Below are 17,280 nucleotides of genomic sequence, written 5' to 3' on the forward strand. Positions count from 1 at the left end.
GCCATGAACCGGCGCAGATCGAGATCCGCGTCGGTTGTTGTGGCTGTGCTGGCGCTGGCGGCTTGCGCCCGCGTGAGCTCGCCCCCGCCGCCAACCAGCGCGCTGATGGCCGGGGTGACCGCCGGGGCTGAGCTGGCCGCACTGGGTATGGAAGAGGTCGATGCCGCAGCTGCGCTGGCTAGCTTTGCCGAATCCTGCCCCAAACTGCTCGCGCGTGATGACCAGAGCGGTTTGACCCGGGCGAGCGACTGGCAGGCCGCTTGTGACGCCGCGCCTGGCTGGACCTATGGCAATGCGCGCGGTTTTTTCGAAAGCTTCTTCAGTGCGGTTCGCGTGGCTGACGGCGCGGCCTTTGCGACCGGTTATTTCGAGCCCGAGATTGCCGGATGCCGCATCCGCCAGCCGGGCTGCGAAGTGCCAGTTTATTCCATGCCGCCCGAGCTTGTTCGGGCATGGCCAGCAGATGTCCCCGAGGCTGAGCGCAGCGGCCGCCCGCCGCTTGGCCGATATGACGCCAGCGGCGCCTTCATCCCCTATTACACCCGCGGCGAAATCGACGATGGTGCGCTGGCCGGGCGCGGGCTCGAACTTGCATGGGCAGCCGATCAGGTTGAATTCTTTTTCCTCCAGATCCAGGGTTCGGGCCGGCTGAGGACGCCCGATGGCCATGTCATTCGCATCGGCTATGCCGGGCAGAACGGCCACGAATATGTCGCGATCGGGCGAGTGCTGCGCGAGCGCGGCTATCTGGGCGAGGGACCGGGGCAATATCCGCTGTCAATGCAGGGGATTGTGGCCTGGCTGCGCGACAACCCGGCAGAAGGGCAAGAGGTCATGCGGATGAACCCCAGCTGGGTGTTCTTCCGCGAACTTGAAGGAGACGGGCCGCTGGGCGCGCTCGAAGTGCCGGTGCGGCGCGAAAGCTCGGTCGCAGCGGACCCGCGCTTCGTGCCGCTGGGGGCGCCGGTTTGGCTCGACATGGAGCGCGACGAGGCCGACGGGTTGTGGATCGCGCAGGACACCGGCGGCGCGATCAAGGGCGCCAACCGCTTCGATACATTCTGGGGCGCGGGCGATGATGCCCGCGAAATTGCAGGCGGGATGAGCGCATCGGGCAGTGCGCTGGTGCTGCTGCCCAAACCTTCCGCCGAACGGCTCGTGGGCGAACCATGACTGTCCCGCGCGGCCTTTCTGCCGAAGAACAAGCAGCCTGGGCGAAACTGGCCGCCAGCGTGACCCCGCTGGAGGGGCGCAAGCGGCCCAAGGTGCCAAACAATGCAGCACCGCATGGCGACACGCTGCTGCGCCCCACCCCCAAACCCGTGATGCCTGCGGCAAAGCCAGCGATTGCGGTGCGCCACGCGCCACCTGCGTCGCCCGGGCTCGACTCGCATTGGGATCGCCGGTTCAAGGTCGGCATGGTCCAGCCCGATTTCACGCTCGACCTGCACGGTCACACGCTCGAAACTGCCTATGACAGGCTGATGGCGGGGCTCGACCAGGCGCGCACGATGGACGCGCGCGTGGTGCTGCTGATCGCGGGCCGCGAGCGGCCGGTCGATCCTGCAGACCGCCAGCATCGCCGCGGCGCGATCCGGGCGAAGCTGCTCGACTGGCTGGCCGCCAGCCGCCATTCCGGTGCGATCTCTGCGGTGCGCAAGGCGCATATCCGCCATGGCGGCGAAGGCGCAATCTACCTGGTGCTCAAACGCGCGCGCTAGGCAACAGTCGCCTCAGGCCCAGCAGGATTGCGCCCATCGCCACAAAGAACAGCGCCAACCCTGTGATGTTGAACAGCAATTGCAGCCATCCGACACTTGGCAAATCGAGGAAGAAATAGGGATAGAAGCCGCTTGCCGCGCCATAGAGCAGCGCGAAAATGGTGTAGGCGACCGGTGCCGGCGTCACCAATGGCAGCGAGCGCCAGGTCAGCTGCGCCCGGTCGGACCAGGCGATCCACCAGAAGATAGTGGCTGCCGGGACCACAGTATGGAAGGCGAGATTGGTCCACCAGTCGAGCCCGACCGGATCATGATCGGCTGCGAGGAGTGCGTGATAGACCAGGGCCACCACGCCAAGCGCGGTCGCCAGTACGAACGGCACCCGCTCGCTGATGCCCTTTCCGGCTGCGACCCACAGCAGGATCAGTCCGGCCGCAAGATTGCTCCAGATGGTGAAGAACCTTAGCAGCAGCGCGAAAGACACCAGCGGCGAACCATCACTCTCGAGATTGATGGTGGTCTGCAGTGCAAGGCTGGCCAATGCGAGCATCCCGGTGGCTGCGGCAATAAGGCGGGCAGTGCGTGAGAGAGACTGGTTCATTTCCTGCGCTCTAGTCGCAAGCGCCACCTGTGCCTAGCTGCCAACGCAAAACCCCCGGCCGGATGGCCGGGGGCTCTTTTGCGGCCCCTTGAGGGCGTCGGGCCACGAGGGTCAGATGCCGCTCAGCTATGGTACTTGGCGTGGGTGATGTCGAAGCGGTCAGCATCCATCACCTTGGTCCAGGCCCTGGCGAAATCGCGCACCAGGCGTTCCTCGCCGCCGGCTTCGGCATAGGTTTCCGCCACTGCACGCAGCTGCGAGTTCGAACCGAACACCAGGTCGGTGCGGGTGGCGCGCCATTTTTCCGCGCCGCTCTTGCGATCGCGGCCGATGAATTCCTCATCGCCCGAGCCTTCCGCCGCTTGCCACTTGGTGCCCATGTCGAGCAGGTTGACGAAGAAGTCGTTCGACAAGGTGCCAACCCGATTGGTCAGGACGCCGTGGCCGGTATTGCCGCTGATGGCGCCCAGCGCCCGCATGCCGCCCACCAGCGCCGTCATTTCCGGGATCGACAGGCCCAGCAGGTGCGCCCTGTCGACCAGCATGTCCTCGGTCTTCACGCTTGCCTTGGTGCGCAGGTAATTGCGGAAGCCATCGGCGAAAGGTTCAAGCGGCTCGAAGCTTTCGGCATCGGTCTGCTCCTGGCTGGTATCGCCGCGCCCGGTGGTCACATCGACGCTGATCGAATGGCCGCCATCCTTCGCCGCCTTTTCGACAGCAGCCGCGCCCGCCAGCACGATCGCATCGGCCATCGAGATATCGCCGCGCAACTCGTCGAGCTTGGCCAGCACCTTGGCCAGCTCGTCCGGATCGTTGGCCTTCCAGTCCTTCTGCGGGGCAAGGCGGACACGGGCGCCATTGGCACCGCCGCGATGGTCCGAATTGCGATAGGTCGAGGCTGAAGCCCAGGCTGCCTTGACCAGTTCGCTGACGGTGAGCCCGCTTGCCAGAACTGCCGATTTGAATTGCGCGACAGCGCTGTCCGAAGGCTTGCTGCCAGCCGGGACCGGATCCTGCCAGATCAGGTCTTCCGTCGGCACTTCGGGGCCGAGGTAACGGACCTTGGGGCCCATGTCGCGGTGGCACAGCTTGAACCAGGCGCGGGCAAAGGCATCGTCAAGCGCGGCCTGATCATCGCGGAAGCGTTCGGAAATCTTGCGGTATTCCGGATCGCGCTTCAGCGCCATATCCGCCGTGGTCATCATGGTCGGGACCTTCTTCGAAGGATCACGCGCATCGGGCGCCATGTCCTCTTCCGACTGCCCGATCGGCTGCCACTGAAACGCGCCCGCGGGCGATTTCACCAGCTCGTATTCATATTTGAACAGCAGGCGGAAGTAATCGCCACCCCACTGGGTGGGGTTGTTCGACCATGCCCCTTCGATGCCCGAAGTGGTGATGTTGCCCTTGGCGATTTCCTCGGGATCGTTGAGCCAGCCAAAGCCCTGCAATTCCAGCGCTTCGCTTTCCGGAGCGCCGCCGAACGTATCTGCCGGGTGGGCGCCGTGGGCCTTACCAAACGCGTGGCCCCCGGCGGTAAGCGCAACCGTCTCCTCGTCGTTCATCGCCATGCGGGCAAAGGTTTCGCGGATGTCGCGCGCCATGCCCTCGGGATCGTGCGGGTTGCCGCCCGGCCCTTCGGGATTGACGTATATCAGGCCCATCTGGATCGCCGCCAACGGGTTTTCCAGCGCCTTGCCTTCATCGGGCAGGATGCGGGTGGCAACGCCTTCGTTGACCCATTGTTCTTCGGTGCCCCAATACACCGTCTCCGGCTCGAACACGTCCTTGCGGCCGCCGCCGAAACCGAACACCGGGCCGCCCATCGATTCGATGGCGACATTGCCGGTGAGGATGAACAGATCGGCCCAGCTGATGTGCTTGCCGTATTTCTGCTTGATCGGCCACAGCAGGCGCCGTGCCTTGTCGAGATTGCCATTGTCGGGCCAGCTGTTGAGCGGAGCAAACCGCTGCTGCCCGCTGCCCGCGCCGCCGCGCCCGTCACCAGTGCGATAGGTGCCTGCCGCGTGCCACGCCATGCGGATGAAGAAGGGGCCGTAATGGCCATAGTCCGCTGGCCACCAGTCCTGGCTGTCGGTCATCAGCGCGGTCAGGTCAGCCTTCAGCGCCTTGTAGTCGAGCGCGTTGAAGGCTTCGCAATAATCGAAGTCATCGCCCATCGGGTCAGGGTTCTTGCCCGATTGGGTCAGGATTTCGAGTTGCAGCTGGTCGGGCCACCAATCCTTGTTGGTGCGGCCCAGCAGCGATCGAACCACGCCATCACCACTGAAGGGACAGCCGCCGCTCATTTCTCCGGTCTTCGCGTCCATCTGGAATTTCTCCTCTTGCTAGGGGACTCGGACGATAGCCGAGCTTTATAACCGCAGGATGCGCTTCTGGGCGTGAACTGTCCAATCGATTAAAATGCGCTGATTGATCGAATGAAGCGATTTCAGCCAGGCGCAATTGCAAAGGCCAGAGCGCGCTTCTGCCGCGCTGTCGCTACCCTGTCTGCGCCCGGTGCAGCAGCTTGTGGTCCGCCAGCACCAGCGCCATCATCGCCGCGACCACCGGGGTGCCGCGAATGCCCACGCACGGATCATGCCGTCCCTTGGTGCGGATTTCGGTAGCTTCACCGTCTGACGTGATCGTTTCAACCGGGGTGAGGATCGAACTGGTGGGCTTGAATGCCACCCGGCACACCACAGGCTGACCGGTCGAGATCCCGCCCGCCGTGCCGCCGGCATGATTGGCGGTGAAGCGCGGCTTGCCGTCGTTGCTGCCCGGTTCAGGGGGTCGCATCGGATCGGCATTTTCCTCGCCCGTCAATCGCGCAGCGGCGAAGCCGTCACCGATCTCGACTCCCTTGACCGCATTGATGCTCATCATCGCGGCAGCCAGATCGCTGTCGAGCTTGGCATAGACCGGCGCGCCCCAGCCCGCGGGAACGCCCTCGGCCACACATTCGACCACCGCGCCAAGCGACGAGCCAGCCTTGCGCGCGGCGTCGACTTTCTCCTCCCAGCGCCGCGCTGCTGCCGGATCGGGGCAGAAGAAGGCATTGTTGCCGATTTCATCGAAGTCGATCGCTTTGCGGTCGATCGCATCGCCGCCCAGCTCGCAGACATAGGCCATGATGGACACTTCGGGCACGATCAGCCGCGCCACCGCGCCCGCCGCCACCCTAGCAGCGGTTTCACGAGCCGAGGAACGGCCGCCGCCGCGATAGTCGCGGATGCCGTATTTCGCGTCATACGCGTAATCCGCATGGCCGGGGCGATAGGCCTTGGCGATCTCCGAATAATCCTTGCTGCGTTGATCGGTGTTCTCGATCATCAGCGAAATCGGGGTGCCGGTGGTCTGCCCTTCGAACACACCGGACAGGATGCGCACCAGGTCAGCCTCTTGCCGCTGCGTGGTGAAGCGGCTCTGCCCCGGCCTGCGCGCATCGAGGAATGGCTGGATGTCGCTTTCGGACAGCGCAATGCGCGGCGGGCAACCATCCAGCACCGCGCCCAGCGCCGGGCCGTGGCTTTCGCCCCAGGTTGTAAAGCGCAGCACGCGTCCGAATGTGTTCCAGCTCATGGCGCCGTTTCATAGCGATTACTCCGTTCGTGTCGAGCGGGGGATGAATTTCCTACTTCGAACCGGTGTGGCAGGATTGCGCAATGCCCCACATCTCGCGCCCGGCCTGCCCCGTGTTCCCACGGCGGATGCGCCTGCCTGTTTTTTATCTATTGGACCGTGTTCCATGTGTTCCATCCCGCGGGATTTGCTCTCGTGGATTTGGCTCTCACCCCTCGTCATTGCGAGCAGCCGCAAGGCTGCGCGGCAATCCATCGTCCGGCCCTGGATTGCTTCACTTCATTCGCAATGACGATAACTCTACCGATCCACTGGAAATTCGTCGGTCGTTACGCCAAGAACAGAACATGATCGCAAAGCGCGCCATATGATTGCGAAACTTCGGGGCCTGCTCGATGAAACCGGCACCGACTGGGCGGTGATCGACGTGCAGGGCGTGGGTTACCTCGTCCATTGTTCGGCCAGGACGCTCTGCGCGCTTGGCGAGCAGGGAGAGGCCTGCACGGTCTATACCGATCTTCAGGTTTCCGAGAACGACATGCGCCTGCTGGGTTTTGCAGATAGCGCAGAGCGTGACTGGTTTCGCTTGCTCACCAGCGTGCAGGGAGTGGGGAGCAAGATGGCGCTCAGCGTTCTTTCGGCGCTGTCGACGGGCGAACTGCGCGATGCCTGTGCGGGCGGCGATGCGGCAATGGTCGCGCGTGCGCAAGGCGTGGGGCCGAAACTCGCTGCGCGCATCGTCAACGAATTGAAGGATCGGGCGGGCGTGCTGCCGGGCGGCGGCGGAGCGGTAGGCGCAGTCGCGGCGCCGGTTGGCGGCGCTAGCGCCGATGCGGTTTCCGCGCTGGAAAACCTGGGCTTCAAGCCGGGCGTGGCGGCGCAGGCAGTCGCGCGCGCACAGGGCGAACTGGGCGAGGATGCCAGCGAAGCCGACCTCATCCGCGTGGCATTGAAGAAGGCGGCAGGGTGATGGGAGTTGCCTCCTTCCGTCACCCTGAACTTGTTTCAGGGTCCATTCCGCCTTCAGCGTGGATCGAGCGGCGGCAGGCCAAGCCCCACCGCAAGGTCGTGCCAATCGGGGTTCTCGCTCTCGATGAGATTGATCTTCCACTGCCGGTGCCAGCGTTTGAGCTGCTTTTCGCGTGCGATGGCGCTTTCCATGTCGCCAAACATTTCGAAGCGGGTGAGACGGTGGACGCCGTGACGGCTTGTGAAGCCCTCGATTTCGCCATTCCGGTGCTGCCACAGTCGCGTGATCAGACCGCTGGTGACGCCGATATAGAGGGTGCCATAGGGTTTGCTGGCGAGGATATAGACGCAGGGATTACGCTCGAATGTCATGGCTCAGAGCCTGCGGGAAAATGGACCCTGAAACAAGTTCAGGGCGACGAGAAGACTATGAAATCCAGCTCTAATCGTCATGCTGAACTCGTTTCAGCATCTATCGGTCAGCACCGTGCTGAGCGGGAGAATGTTACATGAAGCGTGCAATCACTGTGCTTGCCGTGTTTGTGGCTGGAATGTTCGCCGGTTCATGGCTTGATGATTGGCTCGACATCGATACATGCCTCGACGCTGGCGGTGCGTGGGACTACCAGCGCGAAAACTGCAGATACCAATGACCGATCCCGTTCCCCTCCATGCGGCTGACCGCCAACCCGACGATCCCGATGCGGCGCTGCGGCCCAAGTCGCTCGGCGAATTCATCGGGCAGGAGGCGGCGCGCGACAACCTGCGCGTGTTCATCGAGAGCGCCCGTTCGCGGGCAGAGGCGATGGACCACACGCTGTTCTTCGGCCCGCCGGGCCTGGGCAAGACCACGCTGGCGCAGATCGTGGCGAAGGAACTGGGCGTAGGCTTTCGCGCCACCAGCGGCCCGGTGATCGCCAAGGCGGGCGACCTTGCGGCCCTCCTCACCAATCTCGAACCGCATGACGTGCTGTTCATCGACGAGATCCACCGCCTCAATCCGGTGGTGGAGGAAATTCTCTATCCTGCAATGGAGGACCGTGCGCTCGACCTTATCATCGGCGAGGGGCCATCGGCGCGCAGCGTGCGGATCGACCTGCCGCCGTTCACGCTGATCGGTGCCACCACGCGGCAGGGGCTGCTGACCACGCCTTTGCGCGACCGCTTCGGCATTCCGGTGCGGCTCAATTTCTACACCCATGCCGAGCTTGAGCTGGTGGTATCGCGCGGGGCGCGCCTCTTGGGCCTCGACATCGATGCGCAGGGCGCGCGCGAGATTGCGCGGCGCAGCCGCGGCACCCCGCGCGTTGCAGGGCGTCTGCTGCGCCGGGTGCGCGATTTCGCGCACGTCGCGGGCGTCGGTGGTTCTCAGGGGGGCACGGTCACCCGCGCGATCGCCGATGATGCGCTGATCCGGCTGGAGATCGACCGGCTGGGCCTAGATGCGATGGACCGGCGCTATCTCGCGATGATCGCCACGACCTACAAAGGCGGCCCGGTGGGGGTAGAGACGCTGGCGGCGGGGCTCGCTGAACCGCGCGACACCGTTGAAGACGTGATCGAACCTTACCTGATCCAGCTTGGCCTGCTTGCCCGCACGGCGCGCGGGCGGGTTCTCAACGATGCCGGGTGGGAACATCTCGAAATGCAGCCGCCAAGGGCCGCGCCCCAAGGCGGCCTGTTCGAGGACGAGGGTTGATGCGAATCGGTTAATCCCTGCGGTCCTGCCGGTCCCGCGGTGGGACAGGGCGTGCAGACTTGGCGCATTTATGCAGGTTTCAGGGGCCGATCGGGTTCCAGACATGGTTAATTGCATTGCCGCGACTCGGGCCGCCATGGTCCAACAGGATCAACCGGTTGGCCTGGTCCAATCGCAGGGCGGCTGCGGCTCTATTTTGGGGGGCGCCGCAGCCGCCCGGTACCCTCTTGTGACTGGCCCGCTCCACTGCGACCCGTGGAGCAGGTTAAGGCAAGCCCTGTGAGGAAGCGCTTAGTCTCCTGCTTCCGACATGGGGATTAAACCTGGTCAAAGGGCGGCTCGCGCATTGCGGTGCCGCCCATTCTTTTGCCGCTTTCCTACTCGCTCAGGGCCGGGTTATGGGAAGCGCCGCGGCTTCCCATGCGTCAATTCCGCCTTCAAGATGTCTGACCTTTTTGCCGATGCGGTTTGAAAGCTGCTGTGCCGCCCGCGCGGAGCGGCGGCCGGAATGGCAATAGAATACGACTTCGCGCCCGTCCGAAAGATCAAGCATAGCCGGATCGAACTCACCGATGGGGATATGCTCGGCCCCCGCGATCATGCCCTCGGCCACTTCGTCGGCGCGGCGCACGTCGATCAGGCGAACCTTGCCCGCATCGATCGCGTCCGCAAGCTGGGCCGCCTCCACCGCCTGAACCTTGGACGGATCGACCGGCGCGGCGCAGGCGGCAAGCGCCAGCGCCGCCAGCGCCGTCAGCAGCAGCCTTGCGGCCCTAGGCAGCAAGCTTCCTGAGCACATAATGGAGGATGCCGCCATTGCGGTAATACTCCATCTCGTTGGCGGTATCGATCCGGGATTGCGCGGTGAAGGTGAAGCTGGTGTCATCGGCGCGGGTCACCTCCACTTCGACGTCCTGTTGCGGCGTCATGCTGGCAAGGCCCTTGATGGTGAAGCTGTCATCGCCGGTCAGGCCCAGCGTCTCGCGCGTGTCGCCATTCTTGAACTGCAGCGGGAGCACGCCCATGCCAACCAGGTTCGATCGGTGGATCCGCTCGAAGCTTTCGACGATCACCGCGCGAACGCCCAGCAGGATAGTGCCCTTGGCGGCCCAGTCACGGCTGGAACCGGTGCCGTACTCCTTGCCGCCGATCACCACCAGCGGGGTGCCGTCGGCCTTGTGCTTCATCGCCGCGTCGTAAATGGCCATCTGCTCGCCATTGTAGCTGGTGAAGCCGCCTTCGACGCCCGGTACCATTTCATTCTTGATACGGATATTGGCAAAGGTGCCGCGCATCATCACTTCGTGGTTGCCGCGGCGCGATCCGTAGGAGTTGAAATCCGCCTTCGAAACCTGGTTTTCCATCAGATAGCTGCCGGCCGGGCTGTCTTCCTTGATCGAACCAGCGGGGCTGATGTGATCGGTGGTTACGCTGTCACCCAGGATCGCCAGCGGCCTGGCATCGCGGATATCGGTCACCGGGGCGGGGGTCATTTCCATGCCCTCGAAATAGGGCGGGTTGGCGACATAGGTCGAACCAGGGCGCCATTGGTAAGTGTCACTGGCTTCGACCTTGATCGCCTGCCAGTGCTCGTCGCCCAAGTAGACGTCGGCATAGCGTTTCTCGAACATTTCGCGGTCGATCGAGCTGGCGCGCAGGTCGGCCACCTCCAGGTTCGACGGCCAGATGTCTGCCAGCATTACGTCATTGCCGTGCTGGTCCTGCCCGATCGGGGAGGTGGTGATGTCTTCGGTCACCGTGCCCAGAAGCGCATAGGCCACCACCAGCGGCGGTGAAGCGAGGAAGTTGGCGCGCACGTCGGGCGACACGCGGCCTTCGAAGTTGCGGTTGCCCGACAGCACCGAGGCGGCGACAATGTCATTGCCATTGATTGCCTTGCTGATGGGCGGTGCGAGCGGGCCGGAATTGCCGATGCAGGTGGTGCAGCCATAGCCGACCAGATCGAATCCGATCGCATCGAGATGGTTCTGCAGGCCGGACTTCACGAGATAGTCGGTCACTACCTGCGATCCGGGTGCGAGCGAGGTCTTGACCCAGGGCTTGGGCTTGAGGCCGCGCTCATTGGCCTTCTTGGCAACCAGGCCGGCGGCAATCATCACATCGGGATTCGAGGTGTTGGTGCAGCTGGTGATCGCGGCGATGACAACGTCGCCATCGCCGATGTCGTGATCCTTGCCTTCGACCGGCACGCGTGCGGGCGCGGACTTGCCGTAGAGTTTGGAAAGGTCAGAATTGAACAGCTCGTCCACTTCGGGAAGGATGACCTTGTCCTGCGGGCGCTTGGGCCCGGCGAGCGAGGGCACAACTGCCGACATGTCGAGCGACAGCGTGCTGGAGAAGACCGGCTCGTTGGCCGGATCGAACCACATGCCCTGCTCCTTCGAATAGGCTTCGACCAGCGCGATCTGCTCTTCGCTCCGGCCAGTGAGGCGCAGGTAATCAAGCGTCTTATCGTCCACGCCGAAGAAGCCGCAGGTTGCGCCATATTCGGGCGCCATATTGGCGATGGTCGCGCGGTCGGCCAGGCTGAGGTTGGACACGCCCGGGCCGTAGAATTCGACGAAGCGGCCGACTACGCCATGCGCACGCAGCATCTGCACGCAGGTGAGCACGAGGTCGGTCGCGGTCACGCCTTCGCCCAGCGCGCCATCCAGCCGGAAGCCAGCGACTTCGGGGATCAGCATCGATACCGGCTGGCCCAGCATCGCGGCTTCGGCTTCGATGCCGCCCACACCCCAGCCCAGCACACCCAGGCCGTTGATCATGGTGGTGTGGCTGTCAGTGCCCACGCAAGTGTCGGGATAGGCAACGAGCTCGCCATTTTCGTCTTCGCTCGACCACACGCCCTTGCCGATGTGCTCAAGGTTCACCTGGTGGCAGATGCCGGTACCAGGGGGGACAGCGGAGAAGTTCTGGAAGCTCTTCGAGCCCCATTTGAGGAAGTCGTAACGCTCGGCATTGCGGGCATATTCCAGCTCGACGTTCTTTGCGAAGGCCTTGGGGTGTCCGAATTCGTCGACCATCACCGAATGGTCGATAACCAGGTTGACTGGCACCAGCGGATTGATCTTGGCGGTATCGCCACCCAGTTTGGCGATCGCATCGCGCATCGCGGCCAGGTCAACCACGCAAGGCACGCCGGTGAAATCCTGCAACAGCACGCGCGCCGGGCGGTACTGGATCTCGCTGCCGGTGACGGGGTTCTTCTGCCAGTCGGCGATGGCCTGGACATCGTCTGTACCCACGGTAAAGCCGCCATCCTCGAACCGCAGCATGTTTTCCAGCAGCACCTTCATCGAGATCGGCAGGCGCGAAATGTCGCCGATCGTCTCAGAAGCCTTGGCAAATGAGTAATAGGCGTATTCCTTCCCGCCTACCTTCAGGGTTGAGCGGGTTGCGAGCGTGTCCTTGCCGATCTGGGTCATGCGATCGTCCTTTCTTAGAGATTTTGATCAGCCTCGCCTGGAGAGCCGGCGGGCCGGATATTTCTGCCGCGCACCTGCTCTACACGGCGCGTTTGGTCAAGGGGGCGCCGGGAGGTAAAATCCGCTTAGACAGCGCTTTGTTCCAGGCGGGCGCGGGTCGCGATCCAGCAGCCAATCACGATCAGCAGCGCTCCAGCGACTGTGCTGGCGGTCACCCGTTCGGCGAAGAACAGCCATCCAAACAGCGCCGCCCACAGGAAGCCGGTGTATTCGATCGGCACCAGGGCCTGGGCCTCGGCGCGGCGGTATGCCCAGGTAAGGAACAGCGCTGCGCCAACCGCCAGGACTGCGCTTGCGGAAATCTCCAGCCATACGCGCTGGCTGCCCGGCCATTGCAGCAACACGGGGCTGCCGCCAAGGAGTACCAGCCCGGCGATGCCGTTCTGGAAGGTGCTTGCCTCGCTGGGGCTTGCCAGCAAGGCTTGCTGGCGTTGCAGAACCAGGCTCCAAGCATAGAGTACAGCCGAAAGCAGCAGCGCGACAAGCCCCGTCATTGCCTCGTCGCTCATCCGCTCGCGACCAATGCGCCCGCCAATGATCACGATAACTCCGGCGAGCCCCAGCAACGCGGCAATGATAGCCTTGCGCTTGATCCTTTCGCCCAGCAGAACAGTGGCAAGATAAAGCGCCAGCAGCGGGGCGATAAATGACAGCGCGATCGCTTCGGCAAGCGGTAGTCTGGTAAGAGCGAAGAAGAAGGTCCAGCCCATGAAGGCGACCACTACTCCGCGCTTGAGATGCACCTTCAGCGCGTCGCGCCGGGGCCATCGGCGTGCCTGCCACCACCAGACCGGTGCGATCATGGAAAAGCCGATCGCGCAGCGCAGGAAATAGGCGCTGTAAGCCCCAATCGCCAGCGAGGCGCTTTTCATCACCGCGTCCATCGCCGAAAACAACGCGATTCCGGCCAGACAGGCGAGAAATGGCAGGATTGAATGGCGCGGCGAGCTCACCCTTGCGCTATAGGCACCAAGCTGCATTGCATTCAAATCCTTCCTTAACTGACGAGCCAATTCAGGCGAGTGAAAGGCGCGGTGATTGATAGACGCTCGCACGTACAGTATTGTGCCCAGCACACCGGAATCGCGCCGTTAGCGGCGCTTAGGAGCTTGAATCGAAATGACATGTCGAGTGCGCGATTGGTTGATGGCATCGGCCGTACTAGTGCTGGCGGGCGGGGCTGCTTTCGCGCAAGAAAGCACGCCTGAGGCTTTGCTGGCGCAGGCTGCGCAGGATGAAGCGGACGAGCGCGCGCCCCAAAGCATGGAAGAAGCTTTTCCGCGCATGGTCTCCGATCCGATGGTGCAGGGCGAATACGGGGCCGAGGTGGTCCCGCTGGTCCAGCCATGGACGCCGCAACAGGCATCGGCCCTGGCCATGGTCATGCGCGGGATCGAAGCGGAAGGATTGAACCGTTCCGATTATGAACTCGAAGGCCTGTTGGCGGAGATCGGCCGCGGAGCCTCGGATGCATTGAATGAAATTGCCAGCCGCAATTTTGTGTGGCTGGTGGAGGACTTGCGCGACGGGCGCACGCCAATGCCGGCCCGCAAGCAGTGGTTCGTGATCGATCCCGACCGTGACCTCTACCGCAGCGGTGAATTGATGCGCGCGGCGCTGGAGAGCGGTGACATCGCGGGCACGCTGATGCAGCTCAATCCGAGCCATCCCGATTATGCCCGTCTGCGGCAGGCTTTGGCGGATACGCCGCAGGATGAAGTCGAGAAGCGCAAGCTGATCCGCGCCAATATGGACCGCTGGCGCTGGCTCGCGCGCGACCTGGGCAGCCAGTATCTGATCACCAATGTGCCCGAATACCAGCTGCGCCTGACCGTGAATGACAAGATTATCAGCACCTATCGCACCATCGTGGGCAAGCCGGGCCGCACCGCGACCCCTCAGCTGGCCGAAATGGTCGAAGGGGTGGTGTTCAACCCCACGTGGACCGTGCCGCAGTCGATCGTCGTCGGTGAAGGGCTGGGCCAGAAAGTGCTCAGCAACCCGGCCTGGGCGCGCGCCAATGGCTATAAGGCAACAAAGGGCGAAGGCGGCTGGATCACTGTGGTGCAGCAGCCTGGCCCGGGCAATTCGCTCGGCCGGATGAAGCTCGAAATGCCCAATGAGCACGCGATCTTTCTGCATGACACGCCTTCGCGGCATCTCTTCGCTACCGACGACCGCGCGCTCAGCCATGGCTGCATCCGCACCGAGCGCGCGCTGGAACTGGCGATCACCATGGCGATACTGGGCAAGGGGGCGAGCAAGGAGGAGGCGGTCGAGATCGCAACCTCGGGCGAATACACGCTGGTGCCGATCGAGAAGCGCTTGCCCGTCTATATCACCTATTTCACCATGGCGAGCGACATCGATGGCGAACTGGCGACCTTCAAGGATATATATGAGCGCGATGCGCCGTTGCTTGCCAGCCTCGACCAGCCGCGGGTCCAGAATCGCGCACGCACCAGCGACGAGGAAGTGATCGTGATCGAAAACGACCCTCGCGCTGCGGGCTGACCCTGGGCGTTATTCCTCAGCGAAAATCGCGACTTCATTGATGCCGCTGCTGGATGCGCGGCCGCGATACATGCCCGATGTGTTGAAGCTGAACAGCGCGTCGCCTTCGGGCGTGACCAGGATGACACCGCCATCGCCGCCCAGTTCAGCCACTTCACTCATCACCGCATCGGCAATTGCCTGCGCATGTTGGGCTTCTCGCGCGCGGCGTGCTTCGCGGTCGCGCTGGCCTGTCAGTGAACGCAGCACACCGCGCACGCTGCGGCTCTCGCTTTCCTTGCCAATCCTAATCCGGGTGCAGATTTCGTGAGCTACCCCAACGCGGATAAAGAATTCGCCCCAGCCGGTGGCGGAAATGGCGCAGCTGCGATTGTCGGCATAGGTCCCCGCCCCGATCACTGGCGCGTCGCCGATCCGGCCCCAACGCTTGCCCGTCATGCCGCCGGTCGAGGTGCCTGCGGCAAGGTTGCCCGACTGGTCGAGCGCCACCGCACCGACGGTTCCGAATTTCAGGTCGACATCGAGGGCAGAGAGATTGTTCGCCTTCATCCTGTCGAGCGCGTTGCGGCGTGCTTCGGTCGCAAACCATTCGGGCGGGGCGGTTTCGATGCCTCGCTGTGCCGCGAATTCCTCTGCCCCCGCGCCGCTCAGGAACACATGGCGCCCGTCGTGCCGCACGGCGTCGGCCAGCAGGATCGGATTCTTGATGGTCTTGACGCCGGTCACGGCCCCCGCGCTACGGTCACGCCCGTCCATGATCGCTGCATCGAGCTCGTTTTCGCCTTCCCAGGTAAACACCGCCCCGCGCCCCGCGTTGAAGCGAGGTTCATTTTCAAGCACCACAATAGCCGACCGAACCGCTTCGACGGCGCTGCCGCCGTTGCGCAGGATCGTTTCGCCGGCATCGAGCGCACGCTGCAAGGCTGCCCGGTATTCGGCCTCCATCTCTGGTGTCATCTTGTCGCGGTCGAGCGTTCCCGCCCCGCCATGAATGGCGATTGACCAGTCCTGCGCCACGGATGGTGAAGCGAACAGGATTGCGAAGGCGGCGAGCAGCGGTCTGAAAATCGTCATGCTGCCTATCTATCATAGGCTTGGCTAGGCGCCAGCGCTTAACAACCGGGCTGAGGCAGGATAAGAGCCGCGCAATGATCCTTCGGTCTGCCACCCTTGAGGACGTTCCTGAACTCGCAAGGCTCGGGCGTGAGAGTTTCTGCGCCAGTTTCGCGCATCTCTATCGGCCACAGGATCTCTCCGCCTTTCTCGAGCAGGTCTATTCGCAGCATTCTGTCGCGGAGGAAGTGACCGGCGCGGAATGCCGCCACGCGCTGGCGGAGGAGGGCGGGGAACTGGTGGGCTATTGCAAGCTGCGCTATCCCAGCTGTTTTACCGCCCGTTCCGACGCGCAGAACCCGATCGAGCTGGGGCAGCTCTATACCGCGCCCGGCCAGACCGGGCGAGGCATTGGCGCGGCGTTGATGGATTGGGCGCTCGATCACGCCCGCTCGCTGGTCTGCGACGCGATCCAGCTTTCCGTCTATGCTGAAAACTTTGGCGCACAGCGGTTCTATCAGCGCTATGGTTTCGCCAAGATCGCGGATATCACCTTCACCGTCGGTGATCATGTCGACCCGGAATTCCTCTACGAATTACGCCTCGAAAGGAGCACAAGAGCATGAGCCAGTTCAATGCACAATCGACCGCCGACGAGGTGCTGGCTGGGCAGGATCTTTCCGGCAATATCGTGTTCATCACGGGCGGGGCTTCCGGCCTGGGCCTGGAAACCGCGCGGGCAATGGCCGCGAAAGGCGCGCATGTCATCCTGGCGGCGCGCGACCAGGACAAGCTCGATCAGGCCAGAGAAGAGATCGAGCGCGAAGTGGAGGGGGCAATTGTCGAGACGATCGTGGTGGATCTCGCTGCGCTCGCCAGCGTGCGGAATTGCGGCAAGGAAGCGAACCAGCGTTTCGACAGGATCGACCTGTTGATCAACAATGCCGGGGTCATGGCGTGTCCGTTCAGCCATACCGCCGATGGGTTCGAGATGCAGTTCGGCACCAATCATCTGGGGCACTTCTTGCTCACAAAATACCTTCTGCCATTGGTCGAGAAAGGCGCTGGCAAGCGGATCGTCAACCTTTCGAGCCGGGGGCACCACATGGACAAGGTGCATCTCGACGATCCCAATTTCGAGCATCGCGAATACGAAAAATGGGCCAGCTACGGCCAGTCGAAAACCGCCAATGTGCTGTTCACCGTGGCGCTGGACAAACGCCTCAAGGGCAAGGGGATCGATGTTTTTGCGGTGCATCCGGGCGGGATCGTGACCAATCTTGGCCGCCATCTGACTGAGCAGGATCGCGCCGCACTGCTCGCTAGAGTGACAGAGGCGGACCAGAACTTCGCCTGGAAAACGGTAGAGCAGGGCGCGGCGACAACTTGCTGGGCGGCAAGTGCGCCCGAGCTTGCGGGCAAGGGCGGGGTTTATTGCGAGGACTGCCATGTCGCCGAAGTCGATGACACTTCCAGCGAACGCGGGGTACGCAGCTATGCACTCGATCCCGCCACGGCCGAACGGTTGTGGAGCCTGAGCGAGCGATTGGTGGGCGAAAGCTTCGAAATCTAGCGCCTCGTTGCAAACCCTGGCCCGCCGTGAAGTCGCCCTCCGGCGCGGCAAAATCACAG

At 63.4% G+C, this 17,280-nt stretch carries 16 protein-coding genes; 8 read left to right on the plus strand and 8 right to left on the minus strand.

Annotated features, from left to right (window positions below):
• Positions 1–3 precede the first annotated feature (3 nt).
• Both mltA and ACX2DJ_RS04785 read left to right on the plus strand, forming a co-directional pair.
• Positions 4–1,173 carry a murein transglycosylase A gene (mltA, locus tag ACX2DJ_RS04780; RefSeq protein ID WP_462571285.1) on the plus strand — a complete coding sequence of 390 codons (1,170 nt, stop codon included), beginning with the start codon at positions 4–6 and terminating at the stop codon, positions 1,171–1,173.
• Complete coding sequence (locus ACX2DJ_RS04785; RefSeq protein WP_462571286.1) at positions 1,170–1,721, plus strand: Smr/MutS family protein; 552 nt, start codon at positions 1,170–1,172, stop codon at positions 1,719–1,721. Before mltA ends, ACX2DJ_RS04785 begins: the two co-directional genes overlap by 4 nt.
• Here the strand turns inward: ACX2DJ_RS04785 and ACX2DJ_RS04790 are convergent.
• The 3 genes from ACX2DJ_RS04790 to aroC form a co-directional block, all read right to left on the minus strand.
• Positions 1,705–2,322, minus strand: a complete 618-nt coding sequence (locus tag ACX2DJ_RS04790) for a Pr6Pr family membrane protein (protein ID WP_462571288.1) — start codon at positions 2,320–2,322, stop codon at positions 1,705–1,707. The genes ACX2DJ_RS04785 and ACX2DJ_RS04790 overlap by 17 nt on opposite strands.
• Before the next feature lie 122 nt (positions 2,323–2,444).
• Positions 2,445–4,652: a catalase/peroxidase HPI gene (gene katG / locus ACX2DJ_RS04795; RefSeq protein WP_462571289.1), complete on the minus strand. Its 2,208-nt coding sequence runs from the start codon at positions 4,650–4,652 to the stop codon at positions 2,445–2,447.
• 172 nt (positions 4,653–4,824) lie between these two features.
• A complete protein-coding gene (aroC, locus tag ACX2DJ_RS04800; RefSeq protein WP_462571290.1) occupies positions 4,825–5,907 on the minus strand; it encodes a chorismate synthase in 1,083 nt (360 codons plus the stop codon).
• Between the two features lie 367 nt (positions 5,908–6,274).
• Between aroC and ruvA the strand changes: the two genes are divergently transcribed.
• Positions 6,275–6,877, plus strand: a complete 603-nt coding sequence (gene ruvA, locus ACX2DJ_RS04805; RefSeq protein ID WP_462571291.1) for a Holliday junction branch migration protein RuvA — start codon at positions 6,275–6,277, stop codon at positions 6,875–6,877.
• Positions 6,878–6,930: 53 nt separating this feature from the next.
• On the opposite strand, the gene ACX2DJ_RS04810 is transcribed toward ruvA, so the two are convergent.
• Complete coding sequence (locus tag ACX2DJ_RS04810) at positions 6,931–7,248, minus strand: GIY-YIG nuclease family protein (RefSeq protein ID WP_462571293.1); 318 nt, start codon at positions 7,246–7,248, stop codon at positions 6,931–6,933.
• Between the two features lie 137 nt (positions 7,249–7,385).
• Here ACX2DJ_RS04810 and ACX2DJ_RS04815 point away from each other — a divergent pair, with 137 nt between their 5' ends.
• Both ACX2DJ_RS04815 and ruvB read left to right on the plus strand, forming a co-directional pair.
• Positions 7,386–7,529, plus strand: a complete 144-nt coding sequence (locus ACX2DJ_RS04815) for a hypothetical protein (protein ID WP_462571294.1) — start codon at positions 7,386–7,388, stop codon at positions 7,527–7,529.
• On the plus strand, positions 7,526–8,575 hold the full coding sequence (gene ruvB / locus ACX2DJ_RS04820; protein ID WP_462571295.1) for a Holliday junction branch migration DNA helicase RuvB: 1,050 nt from the start codon (positions 7,526–7,528) through the stop codon (positions 8,573–8,575). Before ACX2DJ_RS04815 ends, ruvB begins: the two co-directional genes overlap by 4 nt.
• Before the next feature lie 385 nt (positions 8,576–8,960).
• Here ruvB and ACX2DJ_RS04825 read toward each other — a convergent pair whose 3' ends face one another.
• The 3 genes from ACX2DJ_RS04825 to ACX2DJ_RS04835 all read right to left on the minus strand — a co-directional run bounded on the left by ACX2DJ_RS04825 (position 8,961) and on the right by ACX2DJ_RS04835 (position 13,061).
• A complete protein-coding gene (locus tag ACX2DJ_RS04825; RefSeq protein ID WP_462571296.1) occupies positions 8,961–9,359 on the minus strand; it encodes a rhodanese-like domain-containing protein in 399 nt (132 codons plus the stop codon).
• Positions 9,349–12,021: an aconitate hydratase AcnA gene (acnA, locus tag ACX2DJ_RS04830; protein ID WP_462571297.1), complete on the minus strand. Its 2,673-nt coding sequence runs from the start codon at positions 12,019–12,021 to the stop codon at positions 9,349–9,351. Before acnA ends, ACX2DJ_RS04825 begins: the two co-directional genes overlap by 11 nt.
• A gap of 125 nt (positions 12,022–12,146) precedes the next feature.
• Complete coding sequence (locus tag ACX2DJ_RS04835) at positions 12,147–13,061, minus strand: DMT family transporter (protein ID WP_462571298.1); 915 nt, start codon at positions 13,059–13,061, stop codon at positions 12,147–12,149.
• 166 nt (positions 13,062–13,227) lie between these two features.
• On the opposite strand from ACX2DJ_RS04835, the gene ACX2DJ_RS04840 reads away from it, so the two are divergent.
• Positions 13,228–14,595 carry a L,D-transpeptidase family protein gene (locus ACX2DJ_RS04840; protein ID WP_462571299.1) on the plus strand — a complete coding sequence of 456 codons (1,368 nt, stop codon included), beginning with the start codon at positions 13,228–13,230 and terminating at the stop codon, positions 14,593–14,595.
• A 9-nt stretch (positions 14,596–14,604) separates the two neighbouring features.
• Here ACX2DJ_RS04840 and ACX2DJ_RS04845 read toward each other — a convergent pair whose 3' ends face one another.
• Complete coding sequence (locus ACX2DJ_RS04845) at positions 14,605–15,669, minus strand: isoaspartyl peptidase/L-asparaginase family protein (protein WP_462571300.1); 1,065 nt, start codon at positions 15,667–15,669, stop codon at positions 14,605–14,607.
• A gap of 74 nt (positions 15,670–15,743) precedes the next feature.
• Between ACX2DJ_RS04845 and ACX2DJ_RS04850 the strand changes: the two genes are divergently transcribed.
• Together ACX2DJ_RS04850 and ACX2DJ_RS04855 are read left to right on the plus strand one after the other, a co-directional pair.
• Positions 15,744–16,274 carry a GNAT family N-acetyltransferase gene (locus ACX2DJ_RS04850; protein ID WP_462571302.1) on the plus strand — a complete coding sequence of 177 codons (531 nt, stop codon included), beginning with the start codon at positions 15,744–15,746 and terminating at the stop codon, positions 16,272–16,274.
• Entirely contained in the window at positions 16,271–17,221 is a 951-nt protein-coding gene (locus ACX2DJ_RS04855) for an SDR family NAD(P)-dependent oxidoreductase (protein ID WP_462571303.1), read from the plus strand. The genes ACX2DJ_RS04850 and ACX2DJ_RS04855 overlap by 4 nt, the downstream gene beginning before the upstream one ends.
• Positions 17,222–17,280: the final 59 nt, after the last annotated feature.

This window comes from Altererythrobacter chaiwopuensis (assembly GCF_054957755.1).